At 71.7% G+C, this 16,301-nt stretch carries 13 protein-coding genes and 2 pseudogenes; 12 read left to right on the top strand and 3 right to left on the bottom strand.

Features of this window, described 5'->3' with window-relative positions; genetic code table 11:
- Positions 1–19: 19 nt before the first annotated feature.
- Positions 20–1,354 (top strand): hemolysin family protein, encoded by a 1,335-nt coding sequence (locus ACWGJM_RS02930; RefSeq protein ID WP_453409895.1) that lies wholly within the window; start codon positions 20–22, stop codon positions 1,352–1,354.
- A complete protein-coding gene (locus ACWGJM_RS02925; RefSeq protein WP_453409894.1) occupies positions 1,351–2,436 on the top strand; it encodes a hemolysin family protein in 1,086 nt (361 codons plus the stop codon). The genes ACWGJM_RS02930 and ACWGJM_RS02925 overlap by 4 nt, the downstream gene beginning before the upstream one ends.
- A 72-nt stretch (positions 2,437–2,508) precedes the next feature.
- Here ACWGJM_RS02925 and ACWGJM_RS02920 read toward each other — a convergent pair whose 3' ends face one another.
- A complete protein-coding gene (locus tag ACWGJM_RS02920) occupies positions 2,509–4,374 on the bottom strand; it encodes an AAA family ATPase (RefSeq protein WP_453409893.1) in 1,866 nt (621 codons plus the stop codon).
- 431 nt (positions 4,375–4,805) lie between these two features.
- Positions 4,806–5,426 (bottom strand): uridine kinase family protein, encoded by a 621-nt coding sequence (locus ACWGJM_RS02915; RefSeq protein ID WP_453410249.1) that lies wholly within the window; start codon positions 5,424–5,426, stop codon positions 4,806–4,808.
- A 250-nt stretch (positions 5,427–5,676) separates the two neighbouring features.
- Here ACWGJM_RS02915 and ACWGJM_RS02910 point away from each other — a divergent pair, with 250 nt between their 5' ends.
- From ACWGJM_RS02910 to ACWGJM_RS02875, 8 genes and pseudogenes are all read left to right on the top strand, one after another.
- On the top strand, positions 5,677–6,633 hold the full coding sequence (locus ACWGJM_RS02910) for a hypothetical protein (RefSeq protein ID WP_453409892.1): 957 nt from the start codon (positions 5,677–5,679) through the stop codon (positions 6,631–6,633).
- Between the two features lie 45 nt (positions 6,634–6,678).
- Complete coding sequence (locus ACWGJM_RS02905; RefSeq protein WP_453409891.1) at positions 6,679–8,220, top strand: amino acid permease; 1,542 nt, start codon at positions 6,679–6,681, stop codon at positions 8,218–8,220.
- Between the two features lie 204 nt (positions 8,221–8,424).
- Complete coding sequence (locus ACWGJM_RS02900; protein WP_453409890.1) at positions 8,425–9,801, top strand: peptidase C39 family protein; 1,377 nt, start codon at positions 8,425–8,427, stop codon at positions 9,799–9,801.
- 107 nt (positions 9,802–9,908) lie between these two features.
- The gene (locus ACWGJM_RS02895; RefSeq protein ID WP_453409889.1) at positions 9,909–10,055 is read left to right on the top strand and encodes an SCO1431 family membrane protein; all 147 of its coding nucleotides are present in this window, start codon (positions 9,909–9,911) and stop codon (positions 10,053–10,055) included.
- Positions 10,056–10,207: 152 nt separating this feature from the next.
- Positions 10,208–10,861, top strand: coding sequence for a TetR/AcrR family transcriptional regulator (locus tag ACWGJM_RS02890; protein ID WP_453409888.1), 654 nt, complete (start codon positions 10,208–10,210; stop codon positions 10,859–10,861).
- Positions 10,862–11,135: 274 nt separating this feature from the next.
- Positions 11,136–12,308, top strand: coding sequence for an acyl-CoA dehydrogenase family protein (locus ACWGJM_RS02885; RefSeq protein ID WP_453409887.1), 1,173 nt, complete (start codon positions 11,136–11,138; stop codon positions 12,306–12,308).
- A gap of 364 nt (positions 12,309–12,672) precedes the next feature.
- Positions 12,673–12,949 (top strand): annotated as a pseudogene (locus ACWGJM_RS02880) (hypothetical protein); the annotation flags it as partial.
- A pseudogene (locus ACWGJM_RS02875) lies at positions 12,949–13,065 on the top strand (phosphotransferase family protein); the annotation flags it as partial. The pseudogenes ACWGJM_RS02880 and ACWGJM_RS02875, both read left to right, overlap by 1 nt.
- Positions 13,066–13,203: 138 nt before the next feature.
- Here ACWGJM_RS02875 and ACWGJM_RS02870 read toward each other — a convergent pair.
- On the bottom strand, positions 13,204–13,647 hold the full coding sequence (locus tag ACWGJM_RS02870; RefSeq protein ID WP_453409886.1) for a hypothetical protein: 444 nt from the start codon (positions 13,645–13,647) through the stop codon (positions 13,204–13,206).
- Positions 13,648–13,915: 268 nt separating this feature from the next.
- Between ACWGJM_RS02870 and ACWGJM_RS02865 the strand changes: the two genes are divergently transcribed.
- Both ACWGJM_RS02865 and ACWGJM_RS02860 read left to right on the top strand, forming a co-directional pair.
- Complete coding sequence (locus ACWGJM_RS02865; RefSeq protein WP_453409885.1) at positions 13,916–14,356, top strand: Lrp/AsnC family transcriptional regulator; 441 nt, start codon at positions 13,916–13,918, stop codon at positions 14,354–14,356.
- Positions 14,357–14,420: 64 nt separating this feature from the next.
- The gene (locus ACWGJM_RS02860) at positions 14,421–16,037 is read left to right on the top strand and encodes an amidohydrolase (protein ID WP_453409884.1); all 1,617 of its coding nucleotides are present in this window, start codon (positions 14,421–14,423) and stop codon (positions 16,035–16,037) included.
- The last annotated feature ends 264 nt before the right edge of the window (positions 16,038–16,301 follow it).

The raw sequence follows: 16,301 nt of genomic DNA, 5'->3' as shown, positions 1-16,301 counted from the left end.
CCGGGGAGGCGGCGGCATCATGACCACCCCCCTGCTGCTCCTCGGAGCGGCGTTCCTGCTGATCCTCGCGAACGGGTTCTTCGTCGCGGCCGAGTTCGGCCTGGTGACGGTCGAGCGCCCCGAAGCCGAGCAGGCCGCCGCCGACGGCGACAAACGCGCGCGTACGGTCGTCGAGTCGCTCAAGGAGCTGTCCTTCCAGCTCTCCGGCACCCAGCTCGGCATCACCATCACCTCCCTCGTCGTCGGCATGCTCGCCGAACCGGCCCTGGCCGAGTTGCTGCACGGCCCCTTCGCGGCGGTCGGCATCCCCGGGGGCGCCGTCTCCGGTGTCGCCGTGGTCGCCGGCATGCTGCTCGCCTCGGCGATCCAGATGGTGATCGGCGAACTCGTACCCAAGAACTGGGCGGTGTCCAAGCCCTTGCAGGTCGCGCGGTTCGTGGCCGGCCCGCAGCACCACTTCGCCCGCCTGTTCCGACCGGTGATCGCCGCGCTCAACACAGTCGCCAACCGGCTCGTACGGGCCCTGGGCGTCGAGCCCGCCGAGGAGCTGGCCTCCGCCCGCACCCCCGGCGAACTCGTCTCCCTCGCCCGCCACTCCGCCCAGGCCGGCGCCCTGGAGCAGGACACCGCCGATCTGTTCGTCCGCACCCTGTCGCTGGGCGAGCTGACCGCGCAGCACGTCATGACCCCGCGCGTGAAGGTCAGCGCCCTCCAGTCCTCGGCCACCGCCGAGGACGTGGTCAACCTCACCCGCGCCACCGGCCTGTCCCGCTTCCCCGTCTACCGGGAGAAGATCGACGAGATCGTCGGCATGGCCCACCTCAAGGACGCGCTGGCCGTCCCCGTGCACGACCGGCTGCGCACCCCCGTCGGCAGCATCGCCCGCCCGGCGCTGCTCGTCCCCGAGACGCTGCCCGTCCAGCCCCTGCTGGCCCGGCTGCGCAGCGAGCAGCCCATCGCGGTCGTCGTCGACGAGTACGGCGGCACCGCGGGCGTCGTCACCCTGGAGGACATCGTCGAGGAACTGGTCGGTGAGGTCCGCGACGAGCACGACGGCCAGCTGGTGCCGCAGCTCGCCGCAGTCCCGCCCGAGGACGGCAATCCCGCCTGGGACGTCGACGGCAGCTGCCGCGTGGACATCCTCCAGCGCATAGGCCTCGACGTGCCCGAGGGCCCGTACGAGACCGTCGCGGGCCTGGTCGCCGACCTGCTCGGCCGCATCCCGGCCCCCGGCGACAAGGCGGAACTGCCCGGCTGGCGGCTCTCCGTGCGCCGGGTCGGCCACTACCGCGCCGAGCGGGTCCGCCTGGTGCGCACGGCCCCCGCGGTGAACGTCATGGAGGCCGCCCGATGAGCGTCCTGCAACTGGTCTTCGCCGGGCTGCTCGTGCTCGCCAACGGCTTCTTCGTCGGCGCCGAGTTCGCCCTCGTCTCCGTACGCCGCAGCCAGATCGAGCCGCTGGGCACCGCGCGTTCCCGCCAGGTGCTGTACGGCCTGGAGCGGCTGCCGCAGATGATGGCCGCCGCCCAGTTCGGCATCACCGTCTGCTCGCTGACCCTGGGCGCGGTCGCCGAACCGACGGTGGCGCACCTGCTCGAGCCGGTGTTCGAGTGGATCCACCTGCCGGAGGGGACGATCCACCCGCTCGGGTACGTCATCGCCCTCGCCGCCGTCGTCTTCTTCCACCTCGTCATCGGCGAGATGGTCCCGAAGAACCTCGCGATGGCCGCCCCGGAGAAGGCCGCGCTGTGGCTCAGCCCCGGTCTGGTCGCCTTCGCCCGTCTGTGCCGGCCCATCACCGTGGCCCTCGGCGCCTGTGCCCGGGGCATCCTGCGGCTCTTCCGCGTCGAGCCCAAGGACGAGGTCGAGGCCGTCGTCACCAGCGAGCAGCTCAACCGCCTGCTGGAGGACTCCGGCCAGGCGGGCCTCCTCGACCCCGAGGAGCAGGAGCGCCTGGAGGACGCGCTGGAACTGGGCTCGCGCCCGGTCACCGATGTGCTGCTGGGCCGCGAGTCGCTGGTGACGGTGACTCCTTCGGTCACTCCGGGACAGATCGTCGAGCTGACCGCGCGCACCGGCTACTCCCGCTTCCCGGTCGCGGCGGAGACCGGCGCCTTCATGGGCTATCTGCACGTGAAGGACGTACTCGACCTGGAGGAGTCGGACCGGGCCGTGCCGCAGCACATCTGGCACCCGATGACGACCCTGCGGGCCGAGCTGCCGCTCGACGACGCGCTCACGGTGATGCGGCGCGCGGCCACCCACCTGGCCCAGGTGGCGGACGCCTCCGGCAAGGTGCTCGGCCTGGTCGCGCTGGAGGACGTGCTGGAACTGCTGGTCGGCGAGGTACGCGACCCGGCCCACCGGGAAGCCCCACAGCCCAGGGTGAGCGAGCCGCGGGTGAACGGGGAGCCGGAGGAGGCGCTGGCGAGTTAGCAGTGACCGGTGCCGGCGCGGGCGAGAGGTTTCGCTTGCCCGCGCTGGCGGGGTGACGCTGCGCCCAGTGGGTCACATGGCCGACGGATCCTGCGGCCCCCGCCCCGACAGCACCTCGCCGTACGCCTGCATCAGGTCGGGAAGCCGCAACGTAGCCAGGTCGTCCCGGGTCAGCGTCCCCGGATACGTGGACAACCGCAGATCCCGGTACGCGCAGCTCTTCTCGTACAGCGTCCGCAGGAACCGCCCGTTCCCCAGTTCGTCGATCCACCCCTGCTCGACGACATGCCCGGCGATCGACCGCAGCTCGTCCAGTGCCTCCTCGTCCCAGACGTCGCCGTTCTCCGCGGCGAGCACCTCGCCGATCGAGGTGAGTTCGAGGGGCCGGTAGGAGGGGAAATCGACGCGGGTGGTGAAGCGGGAGGACAGCCCCGGATTGGCGGCCAGCAGCCGGTCCATGCCCTCCGGATAGCCGGCCAGGATCACCACCAGGTGGTCGCGGTTGTCCTCGGCCCGCTTGAGCAGCACCTGAAGGGCCTCGTCGCCGTACGCGTCGCCCTTGCCGTAACCCGAGTTGGACAGCGAGTACGCCTCGTCGACGAACAGCACCCCGCCGATCGCGGAGTCGATCAGCTCGTTGGCCTTCACGGCCGTCTGGCCCAGGTACTCCCCGACCAGGTCGGCCCGCTGCGCCTCCACGAGATGGTCGCCGCCGAGCAGGCCGAGGGCGTAGAAGACCCGGCCGAGGATGCGGGCGACGGTGGTCTTGCCGGTGCCCGAGGGGCCGGAGAAGACGAAGTGCCGTTTCGGCGGCTGGACCGGCAGCCCCTGCCCGGCCCGCAGCCGGGCCATGTTCAACTGCGCCGACAACGCCTTGACTTGGCGCTTCACGGGCTCCAGTCCCACCATGCGCTCCAGCTCGGTGAGCGCCTCCTCCAGCAACGCGGGGTCGGTGGGCCCGGCGGGCAGCGGCGAGGACGGCATGGCGGTCTTGGCGCGCACCGCCGGATCGGTCACCGACGGCATCGCACCGGCCGGCGGCAGGTCGGCGTCCGTCAGCCGCAGGTCGCGGCCCTCCGTCCCGAAGAGCGGGTCGAGCACGTCGGGGCCGTCGACGGTGTCCTGGCCGACTCCGGTGAGTGTGATCGCCGCGAGGTCGACCGCGTCGTCGTACCCGTCGCCCTCGGCTATGGCGGCGAGCCGGGCGGCGGTGTCCATGAAGGCCGGATCCACGCGGTGCACCGCCCGGTACAGGGGGAGCGCGGCGGCGCTGCGGCCGGTGCCCTCGTGCGCCCGGGCCAGCCAGTACCTGAGCTCCTTGCGCTGCGGCTGCTCGCTGCGGCAGCGCATGAGGGCCGCCGACAGCAGCGGCTCGGCCTGCCCGTACATCTCCAGACGGACCCGGGCCATGCCGCCGAACAGGCCCGTCTCGATACCGAGCAGGGGGTCGTCGAGCAGCGGGTCGGTGTGCCGGACCAGCTGTTCCCAGTCCTTGACCAGGTAGGCGCGGCAGGCGTGCAGGAAGCGGACCTGCGGGTCGGTGTCCACCGGCGGCAGCCCGGCGAGGGCCCGGTCCAGCTCCGGGACGTGGCGGCCGTCCAGCCAGTGCGAGGCGTGCGCGAGCAGCAGGTCGCGCGGGCTCTCGAGCACCGGCTGCACCCACCAGCCCAACCAGTACCAGGAGTTGAGGGCGCGGCGGTGCCGGGCGCGCTGCTCCCCGAAGCGGTCCCGGTGCCGGTACATCCTGAGCAGGGCGGTCGTCGTGTCGACGCGCAGCGCGTGCAGCCCGAGCCAGCCGTCGGCCATCCCGGGATCCATCCGCACCGCGATGCGGAACTCCTCCTCCGCCTGCGGATAGGCCCCCATGGTGTAGGCGTCCACACCTCGCAGCCAGGCGAGGTCGGCCGGGGCCTCGGGGCCCCGCGTGCCGAAGTCCATCACGTCCCCCACAAACCGTGCCCCCGTAGGTTCACCACCGGACCCTCGCCCGGCGGCAGCCTTGGTCGAACCGCTTTACCGCGGACCGGAGTTGCAGGTGCGCGAAGCAGCAGTTCGATGGTCGCACCGAGGGCATCGTACCCGCGTGGCATCCCCCCGCCGAAGGGTGCGGCACGAGCCGTTCGACGAGGTGGGAGCAGACGGGGCGCACACAAGAATGGTGACCCTGGGTGAGTGAATGGCGGCGCACGGCGCCCGGAAAACGGGCCGCGGGCAGAACGAAGCCCCCGATCACGGGGGAACAACCGGGGGCTTCGCGTAGGTGGGCGGCTCCGAATGGCCGCACATTGAGAACGTAAGACCTGTACGGCCCCCCGGTCAAGCCGAGTTGAGGCACTCGAACAAGTTCCCAGACGAGGGTCTTCACAACTTCAGCACACTGCGGACGGTCCGTCACCCTGGGTGACATCTTGGTCCGGTCCAGGAGTCACGGCAGGTCCCGGCAGCACCTCATACCCCTCCTGTGACTGCCGTACCAGCAGATCGGCGTACGGCCGCGAGGGGTCGGCGGCGAAGTGCGCGCGCTCCGCCCCGACCCATCCGGCCCAGAAGTCCCGCTGCTCCGCCCCGTCCCGCAGTCGTCCTCTCGTCCAGGAGTCCTTCCGGGGCAGTTCCATCCACAACAGTCGCGCGAGGTGCGGGCGCAGGGCGCGGCGGCCGGCGCCGACCCCTTCGACGAGGAGCACGGGCGCGGGCGGCAGCGCGCGGGGCGGGCCGAAGTGCCGGGCGCGCCAGTCGTACGGCGTGTAGTGCGCGGTCTCACCGCGGCCGAGCGGCTCGATCACCTGGGCGAGCAGACGCCCGGTCCAGTCGAAGAGTTCCTCGTGGGTGGCGATGTCGTCCAGATGCAGCACCGGCGCCCCGCCCAGCGCGGCGGCCAGCCGTCCGGCGAACGTGGACTTGCCGGAACCGGCGTGCCCGTCGACGCCGACGATGCGGACCGGCCCGCAGGAGGGAGGCAGTGCGCGCAGCCGGGAGGCGAGGTCGTGAATGGTGATTCCTGAGGTGTGGTGCGGTGTGGGGGGTTTTCCGGAAACATTCTAGTAGCAGCCCATAGCGGCAGTGCCGGCGGTCCGCAAAAAGGTCGCACCTTGAACCATCGGCTGGCGGCCAGTCAATCTCGCCGATTAATACCGAATCTGCTGACCGATATGTCGAATTCGGCGTTCCCGCTGTGCCCGCCGCTGAGTAAGGTGCCTCCTGCGCAACTGCGATGCGTCGTACGGGGACGGACAGGGGTAGATGGCCGCGGAGTTATTCGAAGGGCAGTATGTGTGGCATCCGGCGGCCGACGACCGCGTGCTCGCGAGCGTATGCGTCGATGTGCGCGCCGGACGTTATCGAAGTGCCCACGAAGCCCTGGCCGAGACGGGCACGGACTTCGGTCTGCGGGCCCACCGCTCCCTCGTCCTGGCCTCCGAGGCCGCCGGCACCGACCTGGTGGAGCGCTGGCTTGCCGAGGAGCCGACGCCCGAAGCCGCACTGATGTGGGCGCGGGTGGCCGTGCAGCGGGCGCTCAGGGCCGCCGACGCCCGGGACGAGCGGGCCGAGGCCCTGGAACGGATCGCGCTGGCCGCCTGCGACCGGGCCGCCGCCCTGGTCCCGGCCGACCCCACACCCTGGGTCGCCAAGCTGGCCATGACCCGGCTGCACCGGCTGCGCGACCCCGCGCCGCACGGGCTGCTCACCGCCCCGCCCGGCCCCTGGCGGCTGTTCGCGCACGTGCTGTCCCTCGACCCGTGGCACCGCGAGGCCCACCACCGCTTCCTGTCCTTCTTCTTCACGCGGTACGGCGGCTCGGTCAACGCCGCCTGGGACGTGGCCGCCTTCCTCAGCCAGCGGGCGCCCGCCGACTCCCCGCTGCGGCTGCTGCCCCTGGTCGCCCTGGTGGAGAGCTACAACCCGACCCAGCTGCTCGCCGACCGCGTCTGGGAGCAGCCCCAGTGGCGCTCCACGGCACTCGCGATCTACCACAACTGGCTGCCCACGGTGGCCGGTTACCGCCACACCCCGGTGCTCGACCTGGCCTACCTCGCACACGCGCTGGTCATGGCCCAGCGCGAGTTCGAGGCCCGGGCGGTCTTCACGGCGATGGGCCCCTACGCCTCCCGCATGCCCTGGAGCGCCTTCGGCGACCCCGAGGAGCAGCTCTCCCGGGCCCGGCGCGTCTGCGGCCTGCCGGTGCCGGGGCCCGCCTGACCGTCCGACTTCCTGCTCGTCCCCTACCCAGAGAAAGGTCGATCTGTGTCAGAACGGATATCGACCCCACGGGCGACAGCCCGCGGGGGAGAGGACCCGGTCGCGCTCGACGACGACGCGACCCTGCACGCGATGGGTTATCCGCGGAAACTCACCCGCCGTTTCCAGGCGTTCGACAATTTCGCGATCTCTTTCACCATCATCAATATCATCTCGGGAATTTTCTCGTCCTTCGGCTACGGAATGAATGCGGGCGGCCCCCGTATTCTGGTGTTCGGCTGGATCGGCGTCTCGATAATGGTGCTCTTCATCGGCGCGGCCATGGCCGAGGTGGCCTCGGCCTATCCGACGAGCGGGGCGCTGTATTTCTCCGCCGGTAAACTCGCCAAACGTCACAAGGGCGCCTGGTCCTGGTACACCGGCTGGCTGAACTTCGTGGGCCAGATCGGCGGCACCGCCGCCACGGGCTACGCGGCGGCGACCTTCATCCAGGCCTTCATCGCCCTCCAGTGGGACTCCTACGAGCCCACCGTCCACCAGACGGTCCTGATCACGGCCGTGATCATCGTGCTTCAGGGGCTGGCCAACACCTACACCGTCCAACTGGTCGCCGTCCTCAACCGGATTTCCGTGTGGTGGCTGCTGATCGGACTCGTGGTGATCGCGACCACACTGATCGTGATGCCGGATCACCACCAGTCGGCGTCCTTCGTGACGCATTTCGTGAACAACACCGGTTTCACCAACGGCCTTTACGGCGGGATGCTCGGGCTGCTGGTGACCAGTTGGACCTTCACCGGCTTCGACGGCAGCTTCCACATGTCCGAGGAAACCGTCCAGGCGACGGTGAACGCGCCCAAGGGGATCACCCGTTCGATCGGGTATTCGGCGATCACCGGACTGATCCTGATGCTGGCATTGGTCTACAGCATTGGTGACTACGCCAAGGTGGCGGGTTCGTCCGCGCCGCCCGTCCAGATCCTCATCGACGGTCTCGGCATGGGGTGGGCCAAGGCGCTGCTGCTGATCGTGATCGGCGCGATGCTGTTCTGCGGCCTCGCCAACCTCACCAGCAACACCCGGCAGATCTTCGCCTTCTCCCGGGACGGCGCCATGCCCGGCTCCCGCTGGTGGCACTCGGTCTCCCCGCGCACCCGTACACCGGTCAAGGCGGTGTGGCTGGCGGTGGGCTGCTCGCTCGTGCTGGTGCTGCCGGGCTGGTGGTCGCACACGGCGTTCACGGCGATCGTCAGCGTCAACGTCGTCGGGCTGTTTCTCGCCTACGCCGTGCCCATCTTCCTGCGACTGCGGCTCGGCGACGAGTTCCAGCCCGGGCCCTGGCACCTGGGCCGCTGGGGCCGCCCGATCGGCTGGCTGGCCGTGGTCTGGATCCTGCTCAGCAGCGTGCTGTTCATGCTGCCGCAGGCCTCCCCGATCACCGTCGACTCCTTCAACTACGCGCCGATCGCGCTGGCCGTCGTCCTGCTGGTGGCCACGGTGTGGTGGTTCGCCACGGCCCGCCGCCGCTTCCAGGGCCCGGTCAGCTACGGCCGCCCGGACGAGGTCGCGGCGATGGACCTCGTCTGACCCTCGCACCACCGGCCCCGGCGCGCGCACCTCACAGGCGCACGCCGGGGCCGTTCCAATGTCGCGGGACCGCCAGTGGACGAGACCAATATTCATGGCGTGGCGCGGGCGGAAGTGCTGGCAGGGGCATGTCGCCTGCTTCATAGTTGGCGCACAGCCGTGCATCGGACCGCCCGAAACCAGACGCCTGGGGGTCTTCCGCCCATGAGCACAGCCGAACAGCCGTCCCGCAGAACCGTCCTGGCCGCGGCCGTCGCCGCCGCGGTGGTCTCCGGAGCCGGCCCCGCGGTCGCCGCGTCGGGGGACGACGCCGAGGACTCCGGCCACACCCCGGGCGGCCACACCCCTGCCCGCCCCGTCGACTACCACGCCTGGACCTCGTACTCCGACTGGCGCGGCGGCGCGCCGAACGGCACCCGCGCCGCACCGGGCCCCCGCCCGGGGCTCGTGATCGGGACCCCCGTCGGCAGCGCCGACTACACGGACCCGCACACCGGCACGACGGCGACCTGGGAGTACGCCACCTGGACCTCGCCGGTGCACCGGCTCTCCGTCCCCGCCACCGAGACGATCGCCTCCTGGAACGCCCACACCCCGGCGGGCACCTGGCTCCAGGTCGAGCTGGAGGGCACGTACTCCGACGGCACCGGCACGCCCTGGTACGTGATGGGCCGCTGGGCGGCCGGCGACCAGGACATCAAGCGGACCTCGGTGGACGACCAGACCGACGGCAAGAGCACGATCTGGACCGACACCTTCGCCATCGACGACGCCACCACCGGCCTGCGCCTGGTGTCCTACCGGCTGCGACTGACCCTCTACCGCAAGCCCGGCACCGCGCTCACCCCCATCGTCCGTCGGCTCGGTGCCATGGGCTCCGACATCCCCGACCGCTTCACCGTCCCGGCCTCCACGCCCGGCCTGGCCCGGGAGCTGATCGTCCCGCGCTACTCGCAGGAGATCCACACGGGCCAGTACCCCGAGTACGACAACGGCGGCGAGGCCTGGTGCAGCCCCACCTCCTCGCAGATGATCATCGAGTACTGGGGCGGCCGGCTCACCCCCGAGCAGCTGTCCTGGGTGGACCCGTCCTACACCGACCCACAGGTGTGCCACGCGGCCCGTTCCACCTACGACTACCAGTACGCCGGCTGCGGCAACTGGCCGTTCAACGCCGCCTACGCGGCCACCTTCCGGGGTCTCCAGGGCGTGGTCACCCGGCTCGGCTCGCTCACCGACCTCGAAACGCTGATCGCGGCCGGCATCCCGGCCATAACGTCCCAGTCCTTCCTCAAGACCGAGCTGACAGGCGCCGGTTACGGCACCTCGGGCCACCTGATGACCGTGATCGGCTTCACCGCCGAGGGGGACGTGATCGCCAACGACCCGGCCTCGCCCGGCGACGCGGCGGTACGGCGTGTGTACCTGCGGCGGGAGTTCGAGAACATCTGGCTCAGGACCAAGCGGTACAACGCGAGCGGCAAGGTCGTCTCCGGCACGGGCGGCGTCTGCTACCTGTACTTCCCGTACCGTCCGTCCCGCCGCCAGCGCAGGGCGCTGGCGGAGGTGGGGGTGTGCTGAGCGGCGGCCTGTGACCAACGTCTCCGCCACGAAAGCCGCCGTCGGTGGCAAGGTGGACAGAACGGTGGGGGGAGTCCACCCGGCACGACAGACCTCAGCGAGACACCATGACCACACACACAGCCACCGCCGCCCGCTCCCGGACCCGCACGGGCGGCCCGCAGGACGACGGCCCCAAGATCCTCGAGCACGTCATGGGCTGGGTGCTGGTCGCGGTGATCGCCATGCTCGTGACCCAGCTCGGCCTGCTGTGACCTGAAGGCCGGTGACCGCTGCGGCCTGAAGGTCGGTGACCGCTGCGGCCTGAAGGCCCGGCGGGGGAAGGGCTGTTCATCGAAGCGCAAGATGTTGTTCTGACATACTGCCGATGTCCCGCAGCCCGTTGAGACCAGGGTCCGAATTGAATATGAGGCAACAGGGTGCCGCCGTCCGTCCCCGGGCGCGCGGTACCGAGCGTTCCGCGGCTCGTCGTGCCGAACTCATCGCCATCGGGCGGAAGTTGTTCGCCGACACGTCCTACGACGCGCTGTCCATGGACGACATCGCCCGGCAGGCGCATGTCGCCAAGGGCCTGATCTACTACTACTTCCGGTCCAAGCGCGGCTACTACCTGGCGATCATCCAGGACTCCGTCGCCGGCCTGGTCACCCACGCCGCGAGCGGTCTCGACATCCCGGCCGTGGACCGCGTCCACCGCACCATCGACAGCTATCTGCGCTACGCCGAGCACCACCAGGCCGCCTACCGCACCATCGTCAGCGGCGGAGTCGGCTTCGACACCGAGGTGCACGCCATCCGGGACGGCGTGCGCGAGGCGATCGTGACCACGATCGCCGAGGGGGCGTACGGCCGCAGCGACGTCGCGCCGCTGGCCCGCATGGGCCTGCTCGCCTGGGTGTGCAGCGTCGAGGGCGCCACCCTGGACTGGATCGACCACCCCGACCTGTCCCGCGAGACCATGCGCACGCTCCTGGTGAAGACGCTGGGCGGCGCCCTGCGCGCCATCGAGGAACTGGACCCCGCCTACCCGGCCCCCGCACCGGCCCGCCGGGACGCCTGACGCTCATGAGGACGGACCACGGGGACTAGCTCATCGTCCCCTGGTTCGAGCCAATTTTCCCGGGCCGGGAATTCTGGGGTGGCTTATTGAAGTGAGCGGTCGTTAACTGGTGACGAGAGGTCGCTGATCGGGCATACTCACAGCGCACAGCCGCTGGTCAGCGGCTTCCGAGACCCGGGAGCGCGCGCATCGGCCGGACCTGACACACCAGGCGGCGCCGCCCCACCCAAGGCGCACGTCCGCCGATGCGCCCGACAGGGAGGAGAGCGTCGCCATGCCCGACCGCGCCCCGCAGCCGGTGGACCGGCAACTGCCCACGGACGAGGCCCGGGACCTGATCTCGCTCGTCCGCGACATCGCGCAGCGCGAGATCGCGCCCAAGGCGGCCGAGGAGGAGGACGCCGGACGCTTCCCGCGAGAGACGTTCACCCTGTTGTCGCAATCGGGCCTGCTGGGTCTGCCGTACGACTCCGAGTACGGCGGCGGTGACCAGCCGTACGAGGTCTACCTCCAGGTCCTTGAGGAGCTCGCGGCGGCCCGCCTCACCGTCGGTCTCGGCGTCAGCGTGCACACCCTGGCCTCGTACGCCCTCGCAGCCCGCGGCACCAAGCAGCAGCAGGTCGAGCACCTGCCCGCGATGCTCGGAGGCGGGCTGCTCGGCGCGTACTGCCTCTCCGAGCCGTCGTCGGGCTCGGACGCGGCCTCGCTGCGGACGAAGGCGGTCCGGGACGGCGACGAGTGGGTGATCACCGGCACCAAGGCGTGGATCACGCACGGCGGCATCGCCGACTTCTACACGGTCATGGCCCGCACCGGCGAGGAGGGCCCGCGCGGGATCACCGCGTTCCTGGTGCCCGGCGACGCGGAGGGCCTGAGCGCCGCTGCGCCGGAGAAGAAGATGGGCATGAAGGGCTCGCCCACCGCCCAGGTGCACTTCGACGGTGTCAGGGTCTCCGACGAGCGCCGCATCGGCGAGGAGGGCCAGGGCTTCGCCATCGCCCTGTCCGCGCTCGACTCCGGCCGACTGGGCATCGCGGCCTGCGCGATCGGTCTGGCCCAGGCGGCGCTGGACGAGGCGGTCGCCTACGCCACCGACCGCCGGCAGTTCGGCCGTCCGATCGCCGACTTCCAGGGCCTGCGCTTCATGCTCGCCGACATGGCCACCCAGGTCGAGGCGGGGCGCGCCCTGTATCTGGCGGCGGCCCGGCTGCGGGACGCCGACCGGCCGTTCGCCAAGCAGGCGGCCATGGCCAAGCTGCACTGCACCGACACCGCCATGCGCGTGACCACCGACGCCGTACAGATCCTCGGCGGATACGGCTACACCGCGGACTTCCCGACGGAGCGCTACATGCGCGAGGCCAAGGTCCTTCAGATAGTCGAGGGCACCAACCAGATCCAGCGGATGGTCATCGCCCGTCACGTAGCGGGGCCGGAGGGACGCTGAACTGCCCGAGGGCGACCGGCGGGGCCGCCAGCCTGACCCACTCCGGGTCGTGGCGGCCCGGCAGGGTGCGACCCCGGTCCGCCCAGGCGCGCATCAGATCACGGTAGATGGGCGGGTCCTGCGGCGAGGGCGCCGGAACCGGTCCCGCGGGCGGGGGAACGAACACGCGGTACTGACGCCCGGTCGCCGATTGTGTGGGGGTCATACCAGGGCAACGCCCGCACCGGCGGGCAGGTCACCGCCCCGGGGAATCGGGAGTGCGTTCGCGGCCGTCCCACTCCGGGGCTGTTCTCCGGCGACGGTCCGACGTGCCGTCAGCCAAGCGCCGCCAGGGAGGTGCCGTGCCCGAGGACCGTCCCGTACCTGCGTCTTCCACGTCCTTGACCACGAGGGGCGCGCGCTGCTGATCGCGGGCCTCGGGGTACCCGAACCTGGGCGTGATCGACGCCCGCGCCACCCTGCGCACGGGCGACACCCTGCACGCCGTCCGGGCCTCGGACGCGCTCGGCGAGGACCGGACGCGGCTCGCCGTCGGCCCGCTCAGGATCGAGGTCGAGGAGCCGCTGCGGCGGCCGCGCCTGGTCTGCGACGACGACACGCTCTCGTACGACCTGACCTGGACCGCGGAGTTCCCGGCCCTGTCCCGGCGTCCAACGGCATGTCCAGCGAGACCCTGCTCTTCGACATCGAGCATCCCGAACCGCCCGTGCGCGCCCGCGCGTTGCGGCTCGCCGCGGACCCGGCGGCGTACACCGTTGATGCTGCGTGTCGCCCGTCGGCAGGTGCACTTCGGCGAGGTGTGCCTGCCGGCGGATCCGGACACACTGATCCTGCACCACGGCAGCCTGCGGGCCATGGTGCGGCGCAGCTACTGGGAAGCGGCGGGGTGACCGGCTCAGGCGGCCCGGCGCATCGCCGGCACGCGCATCGGGCGTGAACCCGGGCCGCCGACGTGCGAGAAGGGCTGCGTCCGCCAGTTCAGGCCCTGCGGCAGGGTCAGCAGGAGCGCGGTGTCCTGCTCCTGGGGCCGGAAGGACTCGTCCGCGGGGCGGGCGTCGGTGGCCAGGCGGCCCGTACCGGCACACACCGTGAGGCCGAACGGGTTCCACGGCGAGGCGCACAGCGCGTGCTCCGGCAGGACCTCCTCGTCCGCCAGCAGGGCGATGGGCTGCGCGCAGTCCGGGCAGATCACCCGGTACATCTCGAAGGTGTCGTAGGCGTCGAGTTCCTCGACGTCCGCGTCGTCGAAGGCGTCGGGTTCGACACCCTCCGGGGCGGGCTCGACGACCGGCTGCTGCCGCTTGGGCATGCTGCGACCAGGGCGCTTAAGACTCTGCATGGGATTCTCCCCCTAAGGCTGGGCCGTGAAGGCACTGCGGCCTCGACCACAGCAAGCACTTCCCGTCCGCTCTCGGCGGTAATCACGAGAACATCACGGAGCCCGTTCACCGGCTGTGGCGTTCGTCACATGCCGCACGCAGGTGCCCGGTGCGGTGCGTTTGTCCCTCAGTCGGCTCACAGCGGGCTCTCGGGGACATCACGAACCGGGTATGACCTGGGCTGCTCAGGTATCCGAGGAGATCAGGCGCACTGTAGGTTTTGGCGCCATGGAGGAGCTGGACCGTCAGATCGTGCAGCTGCTCGTCAAGGACGGGCGGATGAGCTACACAGACCTGGGCAAGGCCACGGGCCTGTCCACGTCGGCCGTGCATCAGCGGGTGCGCCGGCTGGAACAGCGTGGCGTCATCCGCGGCTATGCCGCGGTCGTCGACCCCGAGGCCGTCGGGCTGCCCATGACCGCGTTCATCTCGGTGAAACCGTTCGACCCCAGCGCCCCCGACGACATCGCGGACCGGCTCGCCGGCGTCCCGGAGATCGAGGCCTGCCACAGCGTCGCGGGCGACGAGAACTACATCCTCAAGGTCCGCGTGGCCACCCCCCACGAGCTGGAGGAACTGCTCGCCCGGCTGCGGTCCCTGGTCGGGGTGTCCACCCGCACGACGGTGGTGCTGTCGACACCGTACGAGGCCCGGCCGCCGAAGATCTGAGGCGGCGGCGGAGCGGGCGGCCCCGCCTGCGACGTGCCGGGTCCCGCGCGAGAGACTGTCGGTCATGAGTGAACGACCCGCCGCCGACCCCAAGACCGTCCTCCTGCGCCGCGGAGAGGTGCACAGCCCGGCCGACCCCTTCGCCACCGCGATGGTCGTGGAGCGCGGCCAGGTCGCCTGGGTCGGCTCGGAGGGCGCCGCCGACGCCTTCGCGGACGGGGTCGACGAAGTGATCGACCTCGACGGCGCCCTGGTCACCCCGGCGTTCACCGACGCGCATGTGCACACCACCGCCACCGGACTGGCGCTGACCGGCCTGGACCTGTCCGACGTGCCCTCGCTGGAGGCGGCCCTCGCCCGGGTGCGGGACTTCGCCGCCGCCCGCCCGGACGACCGCGTGCTGCTCGGCCACGGCTGGGACGCGGCCCGCTGGCCCGGGGGCCGCCCGCCGACGCGCGCGGAGCTCGACGCGGCCACCGGCGGGCGCCCGCTGTACCTCTCGCGCATCGACGTCCACTCTGCGGTCGTCACAAGTGCACTGCTCGACCTGGTCGCGGGGGAGGTGTCCCGCGCCGACGCCCCGCTCACCCGCGACGACCACCACGCCGTCCGCTCAGCCGCGTTCGCCGCCGTCACCCCGGCCCAGCGCGCCGAGGCCCAGCGGGCCGCCCTCGCGCACGCCGCCTCCCTCGGCATCGGGTCCGTGCACGAGTGCGGCGGGCCGCAGATCTCCTCCGAGGACGACTTCTCCGGCCTGCTGCGGCTCTCCGCCGAGCAGCCGGGCCCACGGGTCACCGGCTACTGGGCCGAGCGCGACGCCGAGGGCGTCACCAAGGCGCGTGAGCTGGGCGCGCTCGGCGCCGCGGGCGACCTGTTCGTCGACGGCGCGCTCGGCTCGCACACCGCCTGTCTGCACCAGCCGTACACCGACGCGGAGCACACCGGCACCGCCTACTTCGACGCGGCCGCCGTCGCCGAGCACGTCGCCGCCTGCACCGACGCCGGCCTCCAGGCGGGCTTCCACGCCATCGGGGACGCCGCCGTCACCACCGTGGTCGAGGGCGTCCGGGCCGCAGCCGAGAAGCTCGGCCTCGCCCGCGTCCGTGCCGCCCGGCACCGAGTCGAGCACGCCGAGATGCTCACCCCCGAGACCATCGCGGCCTTCGCCGAACTGGGCCTGACCGCGTCCGTCCAGCCCGCCTTCGACGCGCTGTGGGGCGGCGAGGACGGCATGTACGCCCGGCGCCTCGGCGCGCAGCGGGCCCGGACCCTGAACCCGTTCGCCGCCCTGCTTCGCGCGGGCGTTCCCCTCGCGTTCGGTTCTGACAGCCCGGTCACCCCCCTCGACCCCTGGGGCACCGTCCGCGCGGCCGCCTTCCACCGCACGCCCGAACACCGGATCTCCGTGCGCGCCGCGTTCACCGCGCACACCCGCGGCGGCTGGCGGGCGGTCGGCCGGGACGACGCCGGCGTGCTGGTGCCCGGGGCGCCCGCCGACTACGCCGTCTGGCGGACTGACGCGCTCGTCGTCCAGGCCCCCGACGACCGGGTGGCGCGCTGGTCGACCGACCCCCGCTCCGGCACCCCGGGGCTGCCCGACCTGACCCCGGGCCACGACCTGCCCGTCTGTCTCCGGACCGTCGTGGGCGGACGGACGGTGTTCGTACGGCCGGGCGAGTGATCTACCGGGGTGGCGAGCCGGCGATCGGCCGCCGCGGTCCCGTCGCGCGACCTGCGCATCCTCGCCTCTGACCAGGCGGTTGATCCTGATCCCGCAGGTCAGGCGACTGTTGACAGTCAGCGGCGGCGGGCCGGTAGGTTCGGCCGAGTCCACCACCGGACGCCCGACCGGGAAGCATTTCGCGCACGCGTCGCAGCGCCGCTGGGTCAGGGACGGTGTGCCGCACCGGGGCACCGTCGCTGGGAGCCAGGCTCAGCGCCCGCG

Source organism: Streptomyces sp. NPDC054834 (assembly GCF_053611185.1).
The sequence above is the reverse complement of the archived record's forward strand: the minus strand, read 5'-3'. Positions and strand labels throughout refer to the sequence as shown.

Bases quoted from the DNA above. Each gene is read 5' to 3' on its own strand.
- ACWGJM_RS02885 (WP_453409887.1), top strand. From the start codon at position 11,136: ATGCCCGACCGCGCCCCGCAGCCGGTGGACCGGCAACTGCCCACGGAC.
- ACWGJM_RS02890 (WP_453409888.1), top strand. From the start codon at position 10,208: ATGAGGCAACAGGGTGCCGCCGTCCGTCCCCGGGCGCGCGGTACCGAG.
- ACWGJM_RS02910 (WP_453409892.1), top strand. From the start codon at position 5,677: ATGGCCGCGGAGTTATTCGAAGGGCAGTATGTGTGGCATCCGGCGGCC.
- ACWGJM_RS02860 (WP_453409884.1), top strand. From the start codon at position 14,421: ATGAGTGAACGACCCGCCGCCGACCCCAAGACCGTCCTCCTGCGCCGC.
- ACWGJM_RS02865 (WP_453409885.1), top strand. From the start codon at position 13,916: ATGGAGGAGCTGGACCGTCAGATCGTGCAGCTGCTCGTCAAGGACGGG.
- ACWGJM_RS02870 (WP_453409886.1), bottom strand. From the start codon at position 13,647: ATGCAGAGTCTTAAGCGCCCTGGTCGCAGCATGCCCAAGCGGCAGCAG.
- ACWGJM_RS02900 (WP_453409890.1), top strand. From the start codon at position 8,425: ATGAGCACAGCCGAACAGCCGTCCCGCAGAACCGTCCTGGCCGCGGCC.
- ACWGJM_RS02895 (WP_453409889.1), top strand. From the start codon at position 9,909: ATGACCACACACACAGCCACCGCCGCCCGCTCCCGGACCCGCACGGGC.
- ACWGJM_RS02925 (WP_453409894.1), top strand. From the start codon at position 1,351: ATGAGCGTCCTGCAACTGGTCTTCGCCGGGCTGCTCGTGCTCGCCAAC.
- ACWGJM_RS02920 (WP_453409893.1), bottom strand. From the start codon at position 4,374: ATGGACTTCGGCACGCGGGGCCCCGAGGCCCCGGCCGACCTCGCCTGG.
- ACWGJM_RS02930 (WP_453409895.1), top strand. From the start codon at position 20: ATGACCACCCCCCTGCTGCTCCTCGGAGCGGCGTTCCTGCTGATCCTC.